We start from the raw sequence: 18,262 nt of genomic DNA, 5'->3' as shown, positions 1-18,262 counted from the left end.
CGGCGCCCTGACGTAAGTCGGCGGAGCACCAGTTCCTACTTCAGCAGGCCCGTCTGCACCGAACCCTGCAGCTGGCGCTGGAAGATGATGTAGGTGACCAGCACCGGCAGCACGGTGATCACCACGGCAGCGAACAGCGCGCCGAAGTTCACCGCATAGCCGGCCTGCGAGGCGAACGATGCCATGCCCTGGCTCAGCACGTAGTTGGCGGTGTTGGTGTTGAGGGCGATCGGCAGCAGGAACTGGTTCCACAGCCCCAGGAAGTTGAAGATCGCCACCGACGCCATGCCGGGCTTGGCCATCGGCAGCATGATGGTGAAGAAGATGCGCCACGGCCCGGCCCCGTCGATCGCGGCCGCCTCTGCGACTTCCTGCGGCAGGGTGCGGAAGAAGGCGTAGAGGAAGAACACCGTGAACGGCAGCGCGAACGCCACATAGGTGATGATCAGGCCGGGGAAGGTGTTGAGCAGCCCGAAGCCGCGCAGCGTCTGGAACAGCGGCACCACCGCGAGGAAGATCGGAAAGGTGAGGCCGGCCAGCATCAGGTAGTAGATGACCTTGCTGCCCTTGAACTCGTAGCGCGCGAGGAAATAGGCGCACATGGCGCCAAGCAGCATCACGATGACCAGGGCGAAGCCGACGACGATCACCGTGTTGAAGAAATAGGTGCCGATCGACGCCGTGGTCCAGGCCGAGACATAGTTGTCGAAATTGAAGCTGGTGGGCAGCGTGAACGGCGATGCGAAGATCTGCTGGGTGGTCTTGAACGAGCTCATCAGCACCCAGAGCAGCGGCGCGCAGATGATCACCACCCAGGCGATCAGCGCGATATGCGAAATGGTGCTGACGGTCTGGTCGGTCCAGATGGTCCTCTTGGCCACCGGATGCTCTAGCTGGACGGTCGGCTTGGGCTCTACGGCAGGCGTGGGCGCTGCAACGGCACGGGCCAGCGGTGCTGCCGCGGGCGTGGTGATGCCGCCCGACTTCTGCGGACGACCGGTCCACCAGAAGACGAAGAACACCAGCGCGCAGAACAACAGCGTAATCAGCGCCAGCGCCGCGCCCATCGAGGTGGCGTAGCCGAACTTACCCTTCTTGAAGGCGGTGTTGAGCAGGTGCTGGGAGATCACCACGGTGGAATTGGCGGGGCCGCCCGAAGGGTTCAGCGCCTGCATGTAGACGAAGGCGTCGAGCGCGAGGATGCCCAGATAGACATAGGCAGTGCGGATATTGTCGCGGATCATCGGCACGGTGATCGAGATCGCGGTGCGGAAGCGGCCGGCGCCGTCGACGCGCGCCGCCTCGTAGACCTCGGACGGAATGCCTTTGATCGCCGCGATGAACAGCACCATGTAGAAGCCGACCATCGACCAGGCGATGACGAAGATCGAGGCGCCCATGGCGGTGCGCTCGTCGCCGAGCCAGGCGAAGGACTTGAAGAAATCGAACCCCATCGCCGTGAGAATGCCGTTCAACAGGCCGCTCGAGGGGTCGTACATCTGCGCCCACAGGATGCCGATGACGATGGCGGGCACGGTGTAGGGGAAAAAGGAGATGATGCGGTAGAGGCTCGAGTGCTTGAGCCCGCGGATCTCTCCCTGGGTAGAGCCGCCGATGGTCACCAGGGTCGCCAGCGTCAGCGCCAGGATGATGACGAGCGGCGGCAGGACCACGACCAGCACGATGGAGTTGTACACCGCCTTGGTGAAGACCGGGTCCTGCAGCAACGCTGCGTAGTTGGCCAGGCCCACGAAGTTCATCTTCTTCGAAAAGCCTGTCCAGTCCGTCATAGAGTAGTAAAAGGCTTGCACGAATGGCGAGATCACGAAGATCACGTAGATCGCCAGCGGGAGGCCGAGGAACACCAGCGCGAAGCTGGTGCTCTCAAGGTTCGGCAGTTTCCACCGACGGGCTGTGGTGGCCGGTGCCCTCGCCATCGTGCTGTCCATTACTTCACTTCGACTTTCGTGACCGAGGGATCGTTGTAGACGGCGCTGGTGATCGCCTCGAGCGCGGCGGTGAAGGCCGCCACGTCAAGCTTGCCATCGAGGAAGCTGTTCCAGACGACGAGCTCGTCCTGGTTCGTGCCGTAGAGGTCGAACGAGTTCCAGGTGAAGACGTCGCTGCCGGCTTCCGCGAGGAGCTTGGACTGCGAGACCAGAGCGGTCGAACCGAAACCGTCGGCTGGCACGGTGTCCTTGACGATGGTCGGAGCGAGCTTGGTCTTGGCGAAGTTCGTCGCGGCTTCCTTCGAGAGCATCGTGCGGAGCAGTTCCTTGCCGCCGGCAAGGTTCAGCGCGCCTGCCGGAATGATGAACGGTTCGCCCGCCGTGGCGTGCAGAGCCGTCTTGGGCAGCTTGTCGTTGGCGTCGATCGACAGTTCCGCCATGCCGGTCATCTTGAAATCCGCCTTGGTGGCCGACTTCATTTCGTTCTCGATCCACGAGCCCGACGGGTAGAGCAGGAACGACTGGTCGTTCGACCATTGCGCCTGCGCCGCGGTGAACTGGGTGCCAGCACCACCCGGCTTCATCATGCCGCCCGAGATGATCTCATGCAGCGCGGTGAAGACGGCCTGGAACGCCGGATGCGACCAGAAGCCCGGGGTGAAGTTGTCGACGGCGAGACGCACTTCGTCGCCGCCCGCCTTGATCGCCGAAGCAACCGCGGTGGTGCGGTAGTAGGTCGCCGCTTCCTTGCCCCAACCGAACAGGTAGAGACCCTTTTCCTTGGCCTTCTTGCCAAGTTCGATGGCCTCGGCCCAGGTGGTCGGCGGTGTCCAGCCATTGGCCTCGAACAGCGAAGCCGAGTACCAGATGCCGTAGACGGTCATCACGTAGTTCAGCGCGACGAACTTGTCGCCGAAGGTGCCCGGCTTCTCGACGCCACCCACCAGGGTGTCGCGGATCTTGGTGCCTTCGAGGCTCGGCGCATCGAGCACCGAGTTCATGTCTTCGAGCTGGTCGATGATGGCCGCAAAGCCGATGGCCTGCGCACCGGAGTTGTCGATCAGGTCCGGCGGGTTGCCGCCGAGGAAGCGCGGCTGCAGCTCCTGGGCGATCTGGGTCGACGGCGACACCTTCACGGTGACATTGGGGTGGTTCTTCTGCACGAGGTTGGCGGCGAACTCGACATAGTCGATGCCGTAACCGCCGTTGAAGATCACCGCGTCAACGGTCGAACCGTCGGCAACGCCGAACGGGTTGGCCGCATCCTGTGCGAAAGCGCTGGTCGAGCCGAGCAGCCCGCCGAACGGCACTGCTGCCGCCAGAGCCGTCGTGCCGAGCAGGAAGCTGCGGCGGTCGATGGTCTTTTTGAACATTTAGTTCCTTCCCTTCTCCAAGTATTCAGTCGTTAGGCCCCACGCCAAACGCCGCCGTAATCCCTCAGGATTCCCCACGGATGCGCTTGCCGTAAAGATCTTCGAGGGCACGATTGTGCTCGTCGCCCCCGGGAATATTTGCCGAAATGTAGAGCGGCGGCGTCTTGCCGCGCTTGAGCAGCGCTTCCGCCACGCCGATGGTGATGCGCTGCGCTATGAATGCAGCAGTGAGCGAGGAGACGGCGCCGACACCCATACCACCCTCCAGTTGCAGGGTACTGTCGCCGAAGGGCGCCAGGTTGTCGATGGCGATATCTGCCACTTCTTTGAGGCGCTTGCCGCTCGGATGCTTGGGCGTAACTTTGCTGGTGTGGTCGAAACTGGTCACCGCCACCACCTTGTGGCCCCGCGCCTTGGCGGCCAGCGCCAGCCCGACGATGGAGCCGTTGACGCCCGAGTTCGAGGCGATGATGAACACGTCGTTCTGGTCGATGTCGTAGAGCGAGAGCAGGTTCTCGGCGACGTTGGGGTCGCGCTCCAACGCCGCGCCGCCCAGGATCGAAAGATCCTGGCCGCCGCGCAGCACCAGGGCGCGCAACGGGATGCGGTTGGCCGCGATCAGACCGCCGGCACGGCCGGCAATCTCCATGGCGAAGGCTTCCGAGTGACCGGTGCCGAAGGCCTGGATCACGCCGCCGGCCGCCACTGCGTCGGCCACCAGAGCAATGGTGTCGTCGATCGCCTGGTTCGGGCCCGCGAGCTTGGCGAGGCGGGTGGAGACTTCGGTATGAAACTGCGTCGTCAGGTCGGTCATAATCACATGGGTTCCGTTAGGTCTGAGCCGTCGAGCGGCGCGCGGCAGTGTTGGGCAAGGCGCCACCCCGCATCGGGCGGCGGCGCGGCGCCACCGCGGCGCCCGAGGCGGCGAGGAAGCGCGTCGTGCGGTCGAAGTTCGACTGCGCGATCAACAGGTAGAGCAGGTCCACCACGAACAGCTGGCAGTGCCGGGCGGAAAGGTCCGCCGGCTGCAGGTAGCCATCGGGCGAGGCGGCGATCAGCACGTCATGGGCGAGCCGGGCGAGCGGCGAATCCGGATTGCCGGTAATCGCCACGGTGTGGGCGCCGGTCGCCTTGGCCACCGTCAGCATCTGGATGGTTTCGTCAGTGCGTCCGGTGTTGGAAATGCCGATAGCGACGCAGCGATCATCGAGGATGGCGGCGCTGGTCAGCCCGTTATGCACCTCGGCCCAGGTATGGACGTTGACCCCGATGCGATAGAGCCGCGCCTCGGTCTCGAGCGCGGTGAGCGCGCTGCCGCCGACGCCATAGACGTCGAGCTGTCGCGCCTTGACGATGGCTTCGGCCACCCGAATGGCGGTCGGCATGTCGAGCAGCCCTGCGGTGGTCTGGAGGCTCAGCACGTGGGTGTTGAGCAGCGCGTTGCGGATTTCGTCGGGTGAGTCATCGGGCCCGAAAGACCGACCGATCTCGCCGATCCAGGCCGCCTTGGCGCCGCCGCGGCCGACATCCTCGGCAATGCCGACGCGCAGCTGCGCATAGCCGGCATAGCCGATCGTCCGGCAGAAACGGGTGACGCTGGCGGCCGAGGTCCCGGCCCGCTCGGCCAGTTCGGTGATCGACAGGGTCAGCGGCGCCTTGGGATCGTCAATCAGCACCGCCGCGATTTTCGCCATCGTAGCCGGCATCTGGGACTGATAAGTCCTGATCCGGTCCAGAACGCTGAACGTCTTTGCGATGGCGGTCATCTATGTTAGGAGCCCATACCCTGAAAATCACTCTCAAGAAGGCCGCTGCGCGGATGAAAACAATTCTTATCCAGCAATTTTCACGAAGGCAAGCGGGTCGATAACGCGATGAACAAGGCGTTGCTCGCCATCGATGTGGGCGGATCCACATCGCGCGCTACCCTGGTCGACCATGCCGGCCGCTGTCTCGGCCAGGGCCGCAATCGCGGCGGCAATCCGGCCTCCAACACCCCGGATCAGGCAGCCTCCGCCATCATCTCGGCCGTTGAGGCCGCCGTGGCCGAAGCCGGCGCGCCGCTCGACATCGAGCTGGCGCTGATCGCGCTCGCCGGCCCGCGCGCCCATGTGGCGCAGGATCGGCTGGAGCAGGCGTTTCGCGCCAATGGGCTTACCGGCCCGCTGCTGTTCGCCGGCGACCTCGAGGCCCTGCTTGCCTCGGTGACTGCCGCGCGCGACGGCTACTGCATCGTGGCGGGCACCGGCGCCGGCGCGGTGCGGATCCGCAATGGGGCTATCGAAGCGGTGGTCGATGCGGCCGGCTGGCTGCTGGGCGATCTCGGCTCGGGCTACTGGCTCGGCCATCACGCCGCCATCGCGGTGACCGCCGACCTCGAGGGCCGGGGCGAGAAAACTGCGATGACGGCAGCGCTACTCGGCGCCTTCGGCATCACCTATTCCGACGAGAAGGCCTTTACCGGCCGTCAGCTCTGCCTGCAACAGTTCGTCGATGCGATCTACAAGCTTCGCCCGATCGAGTTGGCCCGCTTCGCGCCGCTGGTCATCGCCAATCGCACCGACAAGGTAGCGGCGGCGCTGCTGGCGCAATCGGAGGCCTACCTCCTTGCCGACTTCAAGATGATCTTCGATCCCGGGATGCCCGGCCCGGTGGCGCTGGGTGGCGGTATCGCCCCGCATCTGCTGACCCTGCCGGCCGCGCTGTCCGAAGTCATCCGCGCCGCCGGCCACACCCCCGATGTCCGCATCGCCGGCGACGGCTCGGTCGGCGCCGTGGTGCTGGCGATGCGCGCCATCGGCCTCACGGTGGATGATACCAGGGTGGCGGCGGTGACCGCGTCGATAGCGGCGCGTGCGGCGGTTTCGGCCTAGAACGAGCCAGTGAAGGGCCGGGGGGCGTCGTCGGCCACTGGCACAGAACGCCCGATCCGCCACCATCGGCACCAGCACGTTCGGTCGCTTGATGACCCGGCCCGCCGGCATCGCCGGCGGCCTCTGTGTGCCCTGAGCATAGCCTAAAGTGGGACGTAGGAGCGGGCCGGTCAGCATTGACACGTTTGGCCGATGAGTCGAATATTCTCAGCATTGGAACGGTTTGTTCCAAATATGGGACACCAGTTACCTGCATGACGTAAGTATTTCGCCTCCTGAGGGGGAGGCATTGAGTTCGGCCTGAAGCAACGCTCTGGGCCGATCTGGAGGAGAAGCTAGCAATGAACATACTCGACAGCCGCCTTGGCCGCGGCTTGTTCAAACTTGCCCTGACGTCACTATTTCTGGTTGCGGCAGGACTGTCGCCGGCAGCCGCCCAGAGCGCGGCGGAAGGCGGCACGATGGTCTTCGCCCACGAGCAGGAACCGGGCAGCCTCAACATCCTGCACCCGAGCGCCGGCGGCGGCGCCGCCTCGGCGACCGGTGGCCTGTTCAACGTCGGGACCTACCGCTTTCCGCCGGGCAGCGATCCGGTGCCGTTCATCATTTCGAAGGAAGCCGAGATCACCAACGACCCGTTCACGGTGACCTATACGATCCGCGACGACGCGGTGTGGAACGACGGCACGCCGATCACGGCGGCAGACTATGCCTTTACCTACGAGACCATCGTCAACCCGGATTGGACCATCGCCAACCGCCGGCCCTACGACCTGATCACCGGCTACGAGATCATCAGCGACAAGGTGATCCGCTTCGATTTCAGCCAGCCCTATGCCTATTACCAGCAGATGTTCCCGCTGCTGCTGCCCAAGCACGATCTCGAGGGCAAGGACTGGGACACCGCCTGGCGCGACGGGCCGGGCGTCACCAATGGCGCCTTCAAGTTCGAGGCGTGGCAGAAGGGCCAGCAGATCTCGTTCGTCAAGAATGAGCACTACTGGGCCGATGGCCCCAAGCTCGACCGCATCGTCATCCGCTTCGTGCCGGAAACCAACACGTTGCTCGAACTGCTGCGCTCGGGCGAGATCGATGCCTCCGACCCGCAGCCGCAACCGCAGATCATCAGTGCGGTGGCCGGGCTCGACGGCATGAAGGTCAATGCCCGCTCCGGCCTCGTCACCGAGTTCATGCGCTTCAACCTGAAGACGCCGGGCCTCGACAAGGCGTTCGTCCGCCAGGCTATCGGCATGGGTATCGACCGCGTGGCGCTGGTCGAAAACCTGATGGGACCGATCGACCCCGAGGCCAAGCCGACCCAGAGCCTGTTCTTCGAGCCGACCAGCCCCTACTACAAGCCCAACTTTTCGAGCCTCGATTACGACCCGGCCGGGGCTATCGCGCTGCTCGAACAGAATGGTTGCGTGCGCGGCGCCGATACGGTGTTCGAGTGCGACGGGGTGCGGCTGGAGTTCGGCTATCTCAGCACCTCGGGCAACGAGCGGCGCGAACTCACCTTCGAGATCGTGCAGTCGTTCCTCGCCGAGGTCGGCATCAAGGTGAACGCCGACTTCGCCCCGGCGGCGATCCAGTTCGGCACCCGCCTGCCGGAAGGCGACTTCCAGATCATCAGCCATGGCGGCCCCTACAACGACGCCAAGGAAATCCTCACGGTCTATGGCTGCGACTCGCCGACCAACACCACCGGCTATTGCAACCCCGAGGCCGATAAGCTCGCCAACCAGGCCCTGCAGACGCCGGATGCCGCGGCCCGGGCCGAGCTGATGAACCAGTACGAAGCGATCATCGCCAAAGACGTGGCGCTGATCCCGTATTTCGGCCTGCCGCGCATGGTGGTCTACAACTCCAAGCGCGTCGAAGGCTTCAATGTCAGCCCGGCGCAGGATGGCAGCGTGTCGATCGGCGGCTGGTACTGGAACTGGAACTCGCACGAGTTCCACCGGGTGCAGTAACGCCCCCACCGCAATCTGACGTCCCGGCGGCACAGGCTGGCCGGGACGTGTCGACTCCCGACGCGAGCTTGATCCATGCGGTTTGTGTTCCAGCGTCTCGCGTTCAGCCTCGTGGTGCTGTTCGTCGCGACCATCATCATCTTCTTCGGCATCTCGGCGATCGGCGATCCGCTGGGCGAAATCCGCTCGCAGCCCGGCATCAGCCATGAGGCGTTGCAGCGGCTGATCGACAAGAAGCACCTCGATGACCCGCTGATCATCCAGTACGGCTACTGGTTGCGCGACCTGCTGTTCAACCAGTTCGGCACCGACCTGCTGTTCGACCGACCGATCTGGCCGGAACTGAGCCGGGCGCTGGGCACGACGCTGCAGGTGGTACTGGCGGCCGAAGTCCTCGCGATCCTCGTCGCCGTCGTCATCGGCACGCTCGCCGCACGCTACCAGTATTCGCTGTTCGATTACGGCACGACGCTTGCGAGCTTCATCGGCTACGCCATCCCGGTGTTCTGGCTGGCGCTGATCCTGCAGATCCTCACGGTCAATTTCTACGAAGCCACCGGCATCCGTATCTTCTATATTTCTGGGCTCAGTTCCGACGATGCGGGGACCGGCTTTGCCTGGCTGGTCGATCGAATCCAGCATCTAGTACTGCCGGTGCTGGTGCTGTCGATCGCCTCGATCGCCTCGCACAGCCGCTATGTCCGTGCCTCGATGCTCGAGGTGATCAACTCGGACTATGTGCGCACTGCGCGCGCCAAGGGCGTCAACGAGCGCACGATCCTGCTGCGGCATAGCCTGAGGAACGCCACGCTGCCGCTGGTCACGGTGATCGGGGTCAGCATCGGCCACCTGTTCAACGGCACCATCCTGATCGAGACGATCTTCTCGATGCCGGGGATGGGCCTCTACTTCTTCAACGCACTCAACACCCGCGACACCTACTCGCTGATGGCGTGGCTGGTGGTCACGTCGGCGGTGATGCTGCTGATGAACCTGATCACCGACCTGCTCTATGGCGTACTCGACCCGAGGATCAACAAATGACCGATCACGGCGTGGCGGCATCGGCCGGCGATCGCGAAGGCCTCGACGTCACGGTGCGCTCGCAGTTCCGGCTGGCGCTAGGCCGGTTCCTGCGCCACCGGGTGGCGATGGCGAGCCTCGTCATCCTGGCAGTCATCATCGTCGTCGCGTTCTCAGCCGAAGTGATCACGCCCTACAGTTTCGACGGGATGAACCTGCGCGCGGCGCGCCTGCCGCCGACGCTCGAGGGCGGACACCTGTTCGGCACCGACAAGCTGGGGCGCGACTACTTCACCCGCGTGCTGTACGGCGCCCGCACGTCGATTTTCGTCGCCCTGGTGGTGGCGCTGCTGTCGACGCTGATCGGCACGCTGATCGGCGCCACTGCCGGCTATTTCGGCGGCTGGATCGACGATGTGTTCATGCGCTTCACCGACCTGGTGCTGATCCTGCCGGGGCTGGCGCTGCTGATGATCCTCATCGCCTTCATCGGCGAGGGCTCGCCGCTGCAGATCGCCATCATCCTCTCGTCGCTGATGTGGACGCTGATCGCCCGGGTGGTGCGGGCGCAGATCCTATCGATGCGCACCCGTGAGTTCGTCGAAGCAGCGACGCTGTCGGGGGCTTCGGCCTGGCGGGTGATCTGGCGGCACATGCTGCCCAACATGCTGGGACCGATCATCGTCAACGCCACGCTGACGGTTTCGTCGGCCATCCTGATCGAGTCGGCGCTATCATTCATCGGCTTCGGGGTGAAGCCCCCTACCCCGGCGCTGGGCCAGCTGATCTCGGACGGCCGCGGGGCAATGCAGACGCAGTGGTGGCTGGTGACCTTCCCGGGGCTGGTGATCATCGCCATCTGCCTCACCATCAACTTCATCGGCGATGGGCTGCGCGACGCGCTCGACGCCCGGCAGGCGCAACGGAGCTGATCGATGACGCCAGCGAACCAAGGTCCGCCGCTGCTTTCGGTGGAGCGGCTGATCACCGAGTTCCGCAGCGCCGAGGGCACGGTGCGGGCTGTCGACGAGGTGTCGTACCAGATCTGGCCCGGCGAGACGCTCGCGGTGGTGGGCGAATCCGGTTCCGGCAAGAGCGTCACCGCCATGTCGGTGCTGGGCCTCATCCCGCGACCGCCCGGCCGGATCGCCGGCGGGCGCATCCTGTTCGAGGGGCGCGACCTGCTGACGGTGCCGCCGGCCGAGATGCGGGCCATTCGCGGCAAGGCCATCTCGATGATCTTCCAGGATCCGATGACTTCGCTCAACCCGGTGCTGACCGTCGGCTTCCAGATCGCCGAAGCGATGCTGGCGCATGGCGACATGGGGCGTGCCGAGGCCGCCGAGCGCGCGGTGGAACTGCTGCGCACCGTGGGCGTACCCAATGCCGCCGAGCGCTACCAGCAGTTCCCGCACCAGTTCTCGGGCGGCATGCGGCAGCGTGCGCTGATCGCCATGGCGATCGCCAACCGGCCGCGGCTGGTGATTGCGGACGAGCCGACCACGGCGCTCGACGTGACGATCCAGGCGCAGGTGTTCGAAGCGCTGCGGCTGGCGCAGGCCGAGACACAGGCGGCGATGGTGCTGATTACCCACGACATGGGACTGGTGGCCGAACTCGCCGACCGGGTGGTGGTGATGTATGGCGGCCGGGTGGTCGAGACCACCGACGTGCGGACGCTGTTCCACGCACCACGCCATCCCTACACCAGGGGGCTGCTGGCCAGCCTGCCGCGGATGCATGAGCGCTCCGAGCGGCTGACGCCGATCCCGGGCGCGCCGCCGAGCCTCGTCAACCGTCCCTCCGGCTGCGCCTTTCATCCACGCTGCGCGCATTCGGCCGGTCGGCTGCCGTGTCGCACGGAGGTGCCGGCCATGCGTGAGGTGGAGCCGGCACACTGGTCGGCCTGCCATTATGCCGAGGAGCTCCAGGACAGCCGGGGAAGGGCCGAAGCATGACGGCCGGGACGCGAGCAGAGCCGCTGCTCAAGATCGACAACCTGGTGAAGCATTATGGCGTGCGGGGCGGCAGGAAGCCGGCGATCCAGGCGGTCAACGGCATCAGCCTGGCCCTCAGGGCCGGCGAGACACTCGGGCTGGTGGGGGAATCCGGTTGCGGCAAATCCACCACCGGGCGCTGCATCATTGGGCTCGAGCAGCCGACCGGTGGGCGGATCGTCTTCGACGGCAAGCCGATCGAGCATGGCCGGCGGGCGGCGCTCACCGCGATGTGGCGCGACATGCAGTACGTGTTCCAGGACCCGTTCGCCTCGCTCAACCCGCTGATGACGGTGTTTGCCATCCTGTCCGAGCCGCTGCGGCTTTCGGGGATGAAGGCTGCCGAGGCCCAGGCGCGGGTCGCCGAGCTGATGCGACTGGTCGGGCTGGCGCCCGAGCACGGCAACCGCTTTCCGCATGAGTTCTCGGGTGGCCAGCGCCAGCGCATCGGCATCGCCCGGGCTCTGGCGCTCAACCCGAAACTGCTGATCCTCGACGAGCCGGTTTCGGCGCTCGACGTCTCGATCCAGGCGCAGGTGATCAACCTGCTCGAAGACCTGCAGGACCAGCTCGGGCTCGCCTATCTGTTCATCGCGCATGATCTCTCGGTGGTCAGCCATATCTGCGACCGCATCGCGGTGATGTATCTGGGGCGGATCGTCGAGGTCGGTACGCGCGAGGAGATCTTCGACCGACCGCAGCACCCCTACACCCAGGCGCTGCTCAGCGCCGTGCCGATCGATGACCCCGACCTGCGCGGCAGGCGCAAGCGCATCGTGCTGCAAGGCGATCCGCCCAGTCCCGCCGACCCGCCATCGGGCTGCGCGTTCCGCACCCGCTGCTGGAAAGCCACCGATATCTGCGCACAAGCGGTGCCGGCGCTGGAGCCGAAACCTCAGGCCAGGCAGGCGGTGGCCTGCCACCATGCCGGCGCGCTTACGGCGGAGCCCGCATGAGCCATGCGCCAGGCGGGTAGGAGATCGGGGCCGGATCGTGTAGACGGCTAGTCGGTTTTCCCAAGCGGCGTGGCTTCAGCATGAAACTGCAAAACCGGCGGGTGCTGCTGATCATCGGCGGCGGCATCGCTGCCTACAAGGTGCTGGAGCTGATCCGGCGGCTGCGCGACGAAGGCGCAAGAGTGCGCTGCGTGATGACGGCGGCGGCGATCGAGTTCGTGACGCCCTTATCCGTCGCGACGCTCAGTGCCGACCGGGTGTTCACCGACCTGTTCGACCGCAATGACGAGCACGATGTCGGCCATATCCGGCTGTCGCGCGAGGCCGACCTGATCGTGGTGGCGCCAGCGACGGCCGACCTGATGGCGAAGGCCGCGACCGGCGCCGCGAACGACCTCGCCACCGCCGTGCTGCTGGCCTCCGACAAGCCGGTGCTGATGGCGCCGGCGATGAACCCGCGGATGTGGGCGGCGGCGCCGACACGGCGGAACCATGCCACCCTGCTCGGCGACGGCGTGGAGTTTGTCGGGCCGAAATCCGGCGCGATGGCGGAAGCGGGCGAGGCGGGCGAAGGCCGCATGGCCGAGCCGGCGGAGATCCTCGCGGCGGTGATCGACAGGCTTGGCCGCGCCGGGCCCCTCAGCGGGCGGCGCTTCATCGTCACCTCCGGCCCCACGCATGAGCCGATCGATCCGGTGCGCTACATCGCCAATCGCTCGTCCGGCAAGCAGGGCCACGCCATCGCCGCAGCGCTGGCGAGGTTGGGGGCCGAGGTGCAGTTGATCACCGGGCCGGTGACGATCGCCGATCCGCAGGGGGTCAGGACGACCCATGTCGAGACGGCGCGCCAGATGCTGGCTGCGGTCGAAGACGCCCTGCCGGCCGATGGCGCGGTGTTCGTCGCGGCGGTGGCCGACTGGCGGGTCGACAGCGTCGCGACGGACAAGATCAAGAAACAACCTGGAGCCGAGACCGCGCCGAGCCTGAGCATGGTCGAGAACCCTGACATTCTCGCGACGGTCGGGCACCATGCGCAGCGGCCCCGCATCGTCGTGGGCTTCGCGGCAGAGACGCGCGACGTGGTGGCCAATGGCGAGTTGAAGCTCAGGCGAAAAGGCGCCGACCTGATCGTCGCCAACGACGTCTCGGCCGCCGGCGGCGCCATGGGCGGGGATCGCAACAGGGTGACACTGCTGAGCAAAGACGGTGCCGAGGCTTGGCCCGAGCTGGACAAGCTCGAAGTGGCTGAGCGGCTGGCGCAGGTGATTGCGGCGCGGTTGGCGGCAGGACCGACCCGCTGATGACGCGGACCGCCGAGCTCTCGCCCTACCACCATTTCAGCAAGGCGGAATGGGTGGCGCTGCGCGCCGACGAACCGATGACGCTGAGCGCCGAAGACGTGCTGCGGCTGCGCGCCCTTGCCGACCCGATCTCGCTTCAGGAAGCCGAGCAGGTCTACCTGCCGCTGGCCCGCCTGCTCTCGCTCTATGTCGAGGCGATCCAGGGGCTGCACCTTGTGTCGCAGCGCTTCCTCAATACGGGCGCGCCCAAGGTACCGTTCATCATCGGAGTGGCAGGTTCTGTGGCGGTGGGCAAATCCACCACGGCGCGCATCCTCAGGGCCCTGCTGCAGCGCTGGCCGTCGAGCCCGAAGGTCGACCTCGTCACCACCGACGGCTTCCTTCACCCCAATGCCGTGCTGATGGAACGCGGGCTGATGCGGCGCAAGGGCTTTCCGGAAAGCTTCGACCGGGCGGGGCTCGTAGCTTTTCTCGCCGCGGTGAAATCGGGGAGGCCGGCGCTGGAGGTGCCGGTCTACTCGCACCTCGTCTATGACGTGGTGCCGGGAGAGCACCTGCGCGTCGACCAGCCCGACATCCTGATTGTCGAGGGGCTCAACATCCTGCAGCCGGGTGCACCCGGCAAGGCGGGCGCGCCGATCCTCTACGCCTCGGATTTCATCGACTTCTCGATCTATATCGACGCCGACCCGGCAGACCTCGAAGCCTGGTATCTCGAGCGCTTCTTCCGGCTGAGGGAAACGGCGTTCCGCAACCCGGACTCATTCTTCAAACGCTATGCCGACATGAGTGAGGAGGAGGCCGGCAGGTTCGGGCTCGACAACTGGCGCTCGATCAACCTGCCCAACCTCGTGGACAATATTGCGCCGACCCGGACGCGGGCCGACCTGGTCCTCAAGAAGGGCAGCGACCACTTGGTCGCCGAGGTGCTGCTGCGCATGGTGTAGAATGGCCCTTCATGCGGCGCTCCCGACGGGATAGGCTCCATGCCGCCTAATCATCGGGGGAATGACCATGGCCAGCCTGCTGACGCTCACTTACTCGTCGCCGACGCTCGATGTCGCCAAGGGCGAAGAGCTGGTCACCCAAGGGACGCCCGGGCGAGACCTCTACGTGCTGGAAAGCGGCAAGTTCGTGGTCGAACGCAACGGCGTGGCGATCGCGACCATCGAGCATGCCGATGCAATGATCGGCGAGATGTCGGTGCTGCTGGGTCGGCCGCATAGCGCCACGGTCAGGGCCGAGCGCGACAGCAAGGTGCGAGTGGTGCGCGACGCCATGCGCATCCTCGAAAAGCACCCGGAACTGGCGCTCCGGATCGCGCAGCTGCAGAGCCAGCGACTCGACGCCACCTCGGCGCTGCTGGTGGAGCTCAATCACGAGCATGTCGACAGGCCGGCCGAACGGAACCTGATCGGGCGAATTTTTGCGACGCTGATGGCGCCGGGGAAAGACCCGGGCGCGCATTAACTCCGAAGATGGTGGGACGCCCGTTCCCTTCTCCTCTCAGGGGAGAAGGTGGCCGAAGGCCGGTTGAGGGGTGAGGCGCCTCGACATGCTGGGAAAGCCAGCATGTCGCAATGCTGAACCCCTCACCCTAGTTCAACTACGGCCCTAGCGGTCCTAGCTCCACTACCCTCTGCCCTCAGGGGAGAGGGGCGCAAGCTGCTAGATCCAAGGACTAAATCGCGACCAGGCCCTCGCGCAGGATGATCGACACTGCGTCGGCGCGGTTGCGGGCACCGAGCTTTTCGAGGATGGCGGTGACGTGGAACTTGGCGGTGTGCACCGAGATGTCGAGCGCCCGGGCGATCACCTTGTTGGAAGCGCCGTCGACCAGCAGCTCCGCTACCTGGCGTTCGCGCTGGCTGAGCCTGGGCAAGAGTGAGGCGGGCAACCGCTCGTTGCCGGCGCGTTCGACCGTCTCGCGCTCCAGCGCGTAGCCGGCGCCGATCAGCATGGCGGCGGCGAGGATCAGGCCGGGATCGAGGCTGTCGATGGCATTGCGGCGCGCTTCGTCGGCGCCGACGCGCAGCACCCGGTGCGCGCCGGTGACCCCGCCCAGCGCAGCCGGGCGATCGGTAATGGTGACCGCCGCCTCCTCAGCGTCGGCTTCGTAGAGATCGTGACGCCCGGCGATCAGGGTGTGCAGCACCTGTTCGAGCGCCGGGTCGGTGAGATCAAAGGCGACGCCAAGGACCAGCCCGCCAAGGACCGACTGAGGGACCTGAGCGTCAGTTCCGCGGGCGTTCGCCGATAGTGATCTCGAGTTCCAATGCACTGCCACCGCGTTGCACTCCCAAACTGATAGTCTTGCCGACGGTTCCGCCGCTCAGGCGATCGGCGACATCGCTGACCGAGCGGACCTGGTCTCCACCCCATGTGGTGATTATGTCGCCAACAAGGAAGCCCCCGTCGGCAGCCGGGCTCGCCGGCTCGAGTCCGACGACGATCGCGCCGCCAGACTCGGCGAGCGGATGGAGGCTGACGCCCAGCCAACCGCGGGGAATATAGCCCTTTTCGCTCAGCGTTGCCACCGAACGGGCGATGGTGGAAGCAGGAATGGCGATGGTACGGCGGCGAGCGCCGGTGACCGCCATGCCGATGAGGCTGCCATCAGGCGCCACCACGGCGCCCCCTTCGCTGCGCGGCGAGAGGCGAAGGCCGAGCGTGATCCGTGCATCGATGTCGCCGCCGCGCATGCTGCGCCAGGGGGCGCCGACTTCGGTCACCGAGGCGAGGCCGGAGAGCACCGACTCCTCCCCGCGTCCGACCAGCACTGCCAGCGAGCCTGGCGCCGGCTGCGCCGCATGGGACCAGTCGGCAAACTCGGCCGTTTCGAGTTTGAGCAGCACAACGTCGGTACTGGGATCGCGGCCGATGATCTGCGCAGTCGCGGGCTTGCCGTCAGCGCCCAGCACAGCAACGTCGTCGTCGCCTTCGAGTACCTCGTCGGCACTGACGGCCAGCCCGGTGCGCCAGATGAAGCCCGAGAGTTCGCGGCCATCGCGGCCCTGAATGGCGACGATGCGGGAGGCGACGCTGGCGGTGAGCGCCGCGAGGGAAGCGGAAAGTGCCTCGAGTTCGGGGAAGGACATGTCGAGTGGCCTTGGTTGCGACGTTGCGCAAAACCTGCGCCCGGGAGGCCCGGCTCGAAAGCTCCCCATATGGGCAGGATCGCCGGCGAGGGCCGCAAAACCCACATTTGTCCGTAACCGAAACTGCCGGAGCACTCCATGGCTCAGCCCCTGCCCTTCCCCACCGACCAGCGCCTGCTCGATGTCTATTCGCTGACCGTGTCCGACGTCGCCGAAACGGTCGGGCCGGCGGTCGGCATGGTAACGACCGACGGCAAGGGCCACGGCTCAGGCGTGGTGCTGTCGCAGGATGGGCTGGTGGTCACCAATTCGCATGTGGTGGGCACGCATAAGGATGTGCATCTGGCGCTGCCCGACGGACAGCGGCTGGCCGGCCGGGTGCTCGGCGCCGATCCCGACACCGACCTCGCCATCCTCAAGGTCGACGGCGGTACATTGCCGATCGCCACACTGGGAGACAGCAACGAGCTCAAGCGCGGGCACATCGCCATCGCCATCGGCAACCCGCTCGGGTTCGAGTCGACGGTCACCGCCGGGGTGATCTCGGCGCTGGGGCGAAGCCTCCGCTCGCCGTCGGGGCGGCCGATCGAGGATGTGATCCAAACCGACGCGGCGCTCAACCCCGGCAATTCCGGCGGTGCGCTGGTCTCGAGCCTGGGTGAGGTCGTCGGTATCAGCACCGCGATGATCGCGGGCGCGCAGGGGATCTGCTTTGCCGTCGCCAGCAATACCGTCAAGCTGGTGCTGAGCGAAGTGCTCCAGCATGGCGGCGTGCGGCGCGCCTATCTGGGTGTTGCCGCGGATACGGTCAACCTGCCGCGCCGCGTGGCCGACGCGGCGCATGTCGGCACCCAGACCGCCGCGGTGCTGCATACGATCGTCGCCGGTGGCCCGGCGGCACGCGCCGGGGTGCGCGAAGGCGATGTGCTGCTGAGCCTCGATGGCCGTCCGGTCGAGGGTCCCGGCCCGTTGCTCAGGATGCTTACCGCCGACGCCATCGGCCGGCGGGTGCGGCTGCAGCTGCTGCGGCAGGGGCGATTGCTGGAGCTCGAGGTGGTGCTGACGCAGCGGCCGAGCGGGCCCGAACCTCGGTAGACACGGAGCGCGCGGCCACCTCCACCCTTGATCCCTCCCCACCAGGGAGGGAGACGCTACTCGCACCTACTCGGTTCTCGCCTCTCCCTCCCCTTGTGGGGAGGGCAGCAAAGCTTGTGAGCGCAGCGAGCTAGCGGCGCTGGGTGGGGGTGGCCCCACGCACTAGTTCGAGTAAACCCACCACCGTCTTGCTGCTGTGACCACCGTTCACTACGGTGCCGCCACTGGCGGAGGACAGTGTCATGGCGGCCGAGTGCAAGGTGATCCGGGGCGGCGAGGGCTTTCACGGCAAGCAGGGGCTCGACTATTTCGCCGGAGTGTCGGCGGAGTCGGCCGGCGCCAGGGGCATCTGCATGCACATGGTGGTGATCCCACCTGGGGCCGAGGCCAAGCCGCATTATCACGCGGCGCACGAGACGGCGATCTTTCAGATCGAAGGTTCGACGTCGTTCCGGCACGGGCCGAACCTCGAGTTCACCGACGTGGTCAATGAAGGCGACTATGTCTACATCCCCGCCGGCGTGCCGCACCAGCCGTTCAACCCGACCGACAGGCTGGCGCGGGCAATCATCGCCCGCACCGACCCAAACGAGCAGGAAAGCGTGGTGCTGATCTAGCTCCACC

The 18,262-nt window shown here is 66.1% G+C and carries 17 protein-coding genes; 11 read left to right on the top strand and 6 right to left on the bottom strand.

Annotated features, from left to right (window positions below):
• Window positions 1–35: 35 nt before the first annotated feature.
• From APS40_RS25195 to APS40_RS16305, 4 genes are all read right to left on the bottom strand, one after another.
• A complete protein-coding gene (locus tag APS40_RS25195) occupies window positions 36–1,937 on the bottom strand; it encodes an ABC transporter permease (protein ID WP_197279341.1) in 1,902 nt (633 codons plus the stop codon).
• 11 nt (window positions 1,938–1,948) lie between these two features.
• On the bottom strand, window positions 1,949–3,322 hold the full coding sequence (gene ngcE, locus APS40_RS16315; protein WP_055048062.1) for an N-acetylglucosamine/diacetylchitobiose ABC transporter substrate-binding protein: 1,374 nt from the start codon (window positions 3,320–3,322) through the stop codon (window positions 1,949–1,951).
• Between the two features lie 64 nt (window positions 3,323–3,386).
• Window positions 3,387–4,136 (bottom strand): sugar isomerase domain-containing protein, encoded by a 750-nt coding sequence (locus APS40_RS16310; protein ID WP_055048061.1) that lies wholly within the window; start codon window positions 4,134–4,136, stop codon window positions 3,387–3,389.
• Window positions 4,137–4,152: 16 nt separating this feature from the next.
• Window positions 4,153–5,088, bottom strand: a complete 936-nt coding sequence (locus tag APS40_RS16305; protein ID WP_055048060.1) for a MurR/RpiR family transcriptional regulator — start codon at window positions 5,086–5,088, stop codon at window positions 4,153–4,155.
• 108 nt (window positions 5,089–5,196) lie between these two features.
• On the opposite strand from APS40_RS16305, the gene APS40_RS16300 reads away from it, so the two are divergent.
• The 9 genes from APS40_RS16300 (at window position 5,197) to APS40_RS16260 (ending at window position 14,915) form a co-directional block, all read left to right on the top strand.
• Window positions 5,197–6,195, top strand: a complete 999-nt coding sequence (locus APS40_RS16300; protein WP_055048059.1) for an N-acetylglucosamine kinase — start codon at window positions 5,197–5,199, stop codon at window positions 6,193–6,195.
• A gap of 341 nt (window positions 6,196–6,536) precedes the next feature.
• Window positions 6,537–8,168, top strand: coding sequence for an ABC transporter substrate-binding protein (locus APS40_RS16295; RefSeq protein WP_055048058.1), 1,632 nt, complete (start codon window positions 6,537–6,539; stop codon window positions 8,166–8,168).
• Window positions 8,169–8,243: 75 nt separating this feature from the next.
• Window positions 8,244–9,212 (top strand): ABC transporter permease, encoded by a 969-nt coding sequence (locus APS40_RS16290; protein ID WP_055048057.1) that lies wholly within the window; start codon window positions 8,244–8,246, stop codon window positions 9,210–9,212.
• Window positions 9,209–10,123 (top strand): ABC transporter permease, encoded by a 915-nt coding sequence (locus tag APS40_RS16285; RefSeq protein WP_055048056.1) that lies wholly within the window; start codon window positions 9,209–9,211, stop codon window positions 10,121–10,123. Before APS40_RS16290 ends, APS40_RS16285 begins: the two co-directional genes overlap by 4 nt.
• Window positions 10,124–10,126: 3 nt before the next feature.
• Window positions 10,127–11,149 (top strand): ABC transporter ATP-binding protein, encoded by a 1,023-nt coding sequence (locus APS40_RS16280; protein WP_055048055.1) that lies wholly within the window; start codon window positions 10,127–10,129, stop codon window positions 11,147–11,149.
• Entirely contained in the window at window positions 11,146–12,144 is a 999-nt protein-coding gene (locus APS40_RS16275; RefSeq protein ID WP_055048054.1) for an ABC transporter ATP-binding protein, read from the top strand. The genes APS40_RS16280 and APS40_RS16275 overlap by 4 nt, the downstream gene beginning before the upstream one ends.
• Window positions 12,145–12,224: 80 nt before the next feature.
• Entirely contained in the window at window positions 12,225–13,445 is a 1,221-nt protein-coding gene (gene coaBC / locus APS40_RS16270) for a bifunctional phosphopantothenoylcysteine decarboxylase/phosphopantothenate--cysteine ligase CoaBC (RefSeq protein WP_055048053.1), read from the top strand.
• On the top strand, window positions 13,445–14,392 hold the full coding sequence (coaA, locus tag APS40_RS16265; protein ID WP_055048052.1) for a type I pantothenate kinase: 948 nt from the start codon (window positions 13,445–13,447) through the stop codon (window positions 14,390–14,392). The genes coaBC and coaA overlap by 1 nt, the downstream gene beginning before the upstream one ends.
• Before the next feature lie 67 nt (window positions 14,393–14,459).
• Window positions 14,460–14,915 (top strand): Crp/Fnr family transcriptional regulator, encoded by a 456-nt coding sequence (locus APS40_RS16260; RefSeq protein WP_197279340.1) that lies wholly within the window; start codon window positions 14,460–14,462, stop codon window positions 14,913–14,915.
• 211 nt (window positions 14,916–15,126) lie between these two features.
• On the opposite strand, the gene APS40_RS25360 is transcribed toward APS40_RS16260, so the two are convergent.
• Both APS40_RS25360 and APS40_RS16250 read right to left on the bottom strand, forming a co-directional pair.
• The gene (locus APS40_RS25360; protein ID WP_055048050.1) at window positions 15,127–15,600 is read right to left on the bottom strand and encodes a helix-turn-helix transcriptional regulator; all 474 of its coding nucleotides are present in this window, start codon (window positions 15,598–15,600) and stop codon (window positions 15,127–15,129) included.
• A gap of 79 nt (window positions 15,601–15,679) precedes the next feature.
• Entirely contained in the window at window positions 15,680–16,543 is an 864-nt protein-coding gene (locus tag APS40_RS16250; RefSeq protein ID WP_055048049.1) for a S1C family serine protease, read from the bottom strand.
• A 138-nt stretch (window positions 16,544–16,681) separates the two neighbouring features.
• Between APS40_RS16250 and APS40_RS16245 the strand changes: the two genes are divergently transcribed.
• Both APS40_RS16245 and APS40_RS16240 read left to right on the top strand, forming a co-directional pair.
• Entirely contained in the window at window positions 16,682–17,638 is a 957-nt protein-coding gene (locus tag APS40_RS16245) for a S1C family serine protease (RefSeq protein ID WP_055048048.1), read from the top strand.
• Between the two features lie 242 nt (window positions 17,639–17,880).
• Window positions 17,881–18,255 (top strand): cupin domain-containing protein, encoded by a 375-nt coding sequence (locus APS40_RS16240; protein ID WP_055048047.1) that lies wholly within the window; start codon window positions 17,881–17,883, stop codon window positions 18,253–18,255.
• Window positions 18,256–18,262 lie beyond the last annotated feature (7 nt).

It is taken from the genome of Devosia sp. A16, assembly GCF_001402915.1.
In the GTDB taxonomy this organism is placed as follows: Bacteria; Pseudomonadota; Alphaproteobacteria; order Rhizobiales; family Devosiaceae; genus Devosia_A.
Note: the sequence above shows the minus strand (reverse complement) of the source record. Positions and strands in the feature narration are given on the sequence as shown.

Excerpts from the sequence above, each read along its gene's own strand:
- APS40_RS25195 (WP_197279341.1), bottom strand. The coding sequence starts at position 1,937 with ATGGCGAGGGCACCGGCCACCACAGCCCGTCGGTGGAAACTGCCGAAC.
- ngcE (WP_055048062.1), bottom strand. The coding sequence starts at position 3,322 with ATGTTCAAAAAGACCATCGACCGCCGCAGCTTCCTGCTCGGCACGACG.
- APS40_RS16310 (WP_055048061.1), bottom strand. The coding sequence starts at position 4,136 with ATGACCGACCTGACGACGCAGTTTCATACCGAAGTCTCCACCCGCCTC.
- APS40_RS16305 (WP_055048060.1), bottom strand. The coding sequence starts at position 5,088 with ATGACCGCCATCGCAAAGACGTTCAGCGTTCTGGACCGGATCAGGACT.
- APS40_RS16300 (WP_055048059.1), top strand. The coding sequence starts at position 5,197 with ATGAACAAGGCGTTGCTCGCCATCGATGTGGGCGGATCCACATCGCGC.
- APS40_RS16295 (WP_055048058.1), top strand. The coding sequence starts at position 6,537 with ATGAACATACTCGACAGCCGCCTTGGCCGCGGCTTGTTCAAACTTGCC.
- APS40_RS16290 (WP_055048057.1), top strand. The coding sequence starts at position 8,244 with ATGCGGTTTGTGTTCCAGCGTCTCGCGTTCAGCCTCGTGGTGCTGTTC.
- APS40_RS16285 (WP_055048056.1), top strand. The coding sequence starts at position 9,209 with ATGACCGATCACGGCGTGGCGGCATCGGCCGGCGATCGCGAAGGCCTC.
- APS40_RS16280 (WP_055048055.1), top strand. The coding sequence starts at position 10,127 with ATGACGCCAGCGAACCAAGGTCCGCCGCTGCTTTCGGTGGAGCGGCTG.
- APS40_RS16275 (WP_055048054.1), top strand. The coding sequence starts at position 11,146 with ATGACGGCCGGGACGCGAGCAGAGCCGCTGCTCAAGATCGACAACCTG.
- coaBC (WP_055048053.1), top strand. The coding sequence starts at position 12,225 with ATGAAACTGCAAAACCGGCGGGTGCTGCTGATCATCGGCGGCGGCATC.
- coaA (WP_055048052.1), top strand. The coding sequence starts at position 13,445 with ATGACGCGGACCGCCGAGCTCTCGCCCTACCACCATTTCAGCAAGGCG.
- APS40_RS16260 (WP_197279340.1), top strand. The coding sequence starts at position 14,460 with ATGGCCAGCCTGCTGACGCTCACTTACTCGTCGCCGACGCTCGATGTC.
- APS40_RS16250 (WP_055048049.1), bottom strand. The coding sequence starts at position 16,543 with ATGTCCTTCCCCGAACTCGAGGCACTTTCCGCTTCCCTCGCGGCGCTC.
- APS40_RS16245 (WP_055048048.1), top strand. The coding sequence starts at position 16,682 with ATGGCTCAGCCCCTGCCCTTCCCCACCGACCAGCGCCTGCTCGATGTC.
- APS40_RS16240 (WP_055048047.1), top strand. The coding sequence starts at position 17,881 with ATGGCGGCCGAGTGCAAGGTGATCCGGGGCGGCGAGGGCTTTCACGGC.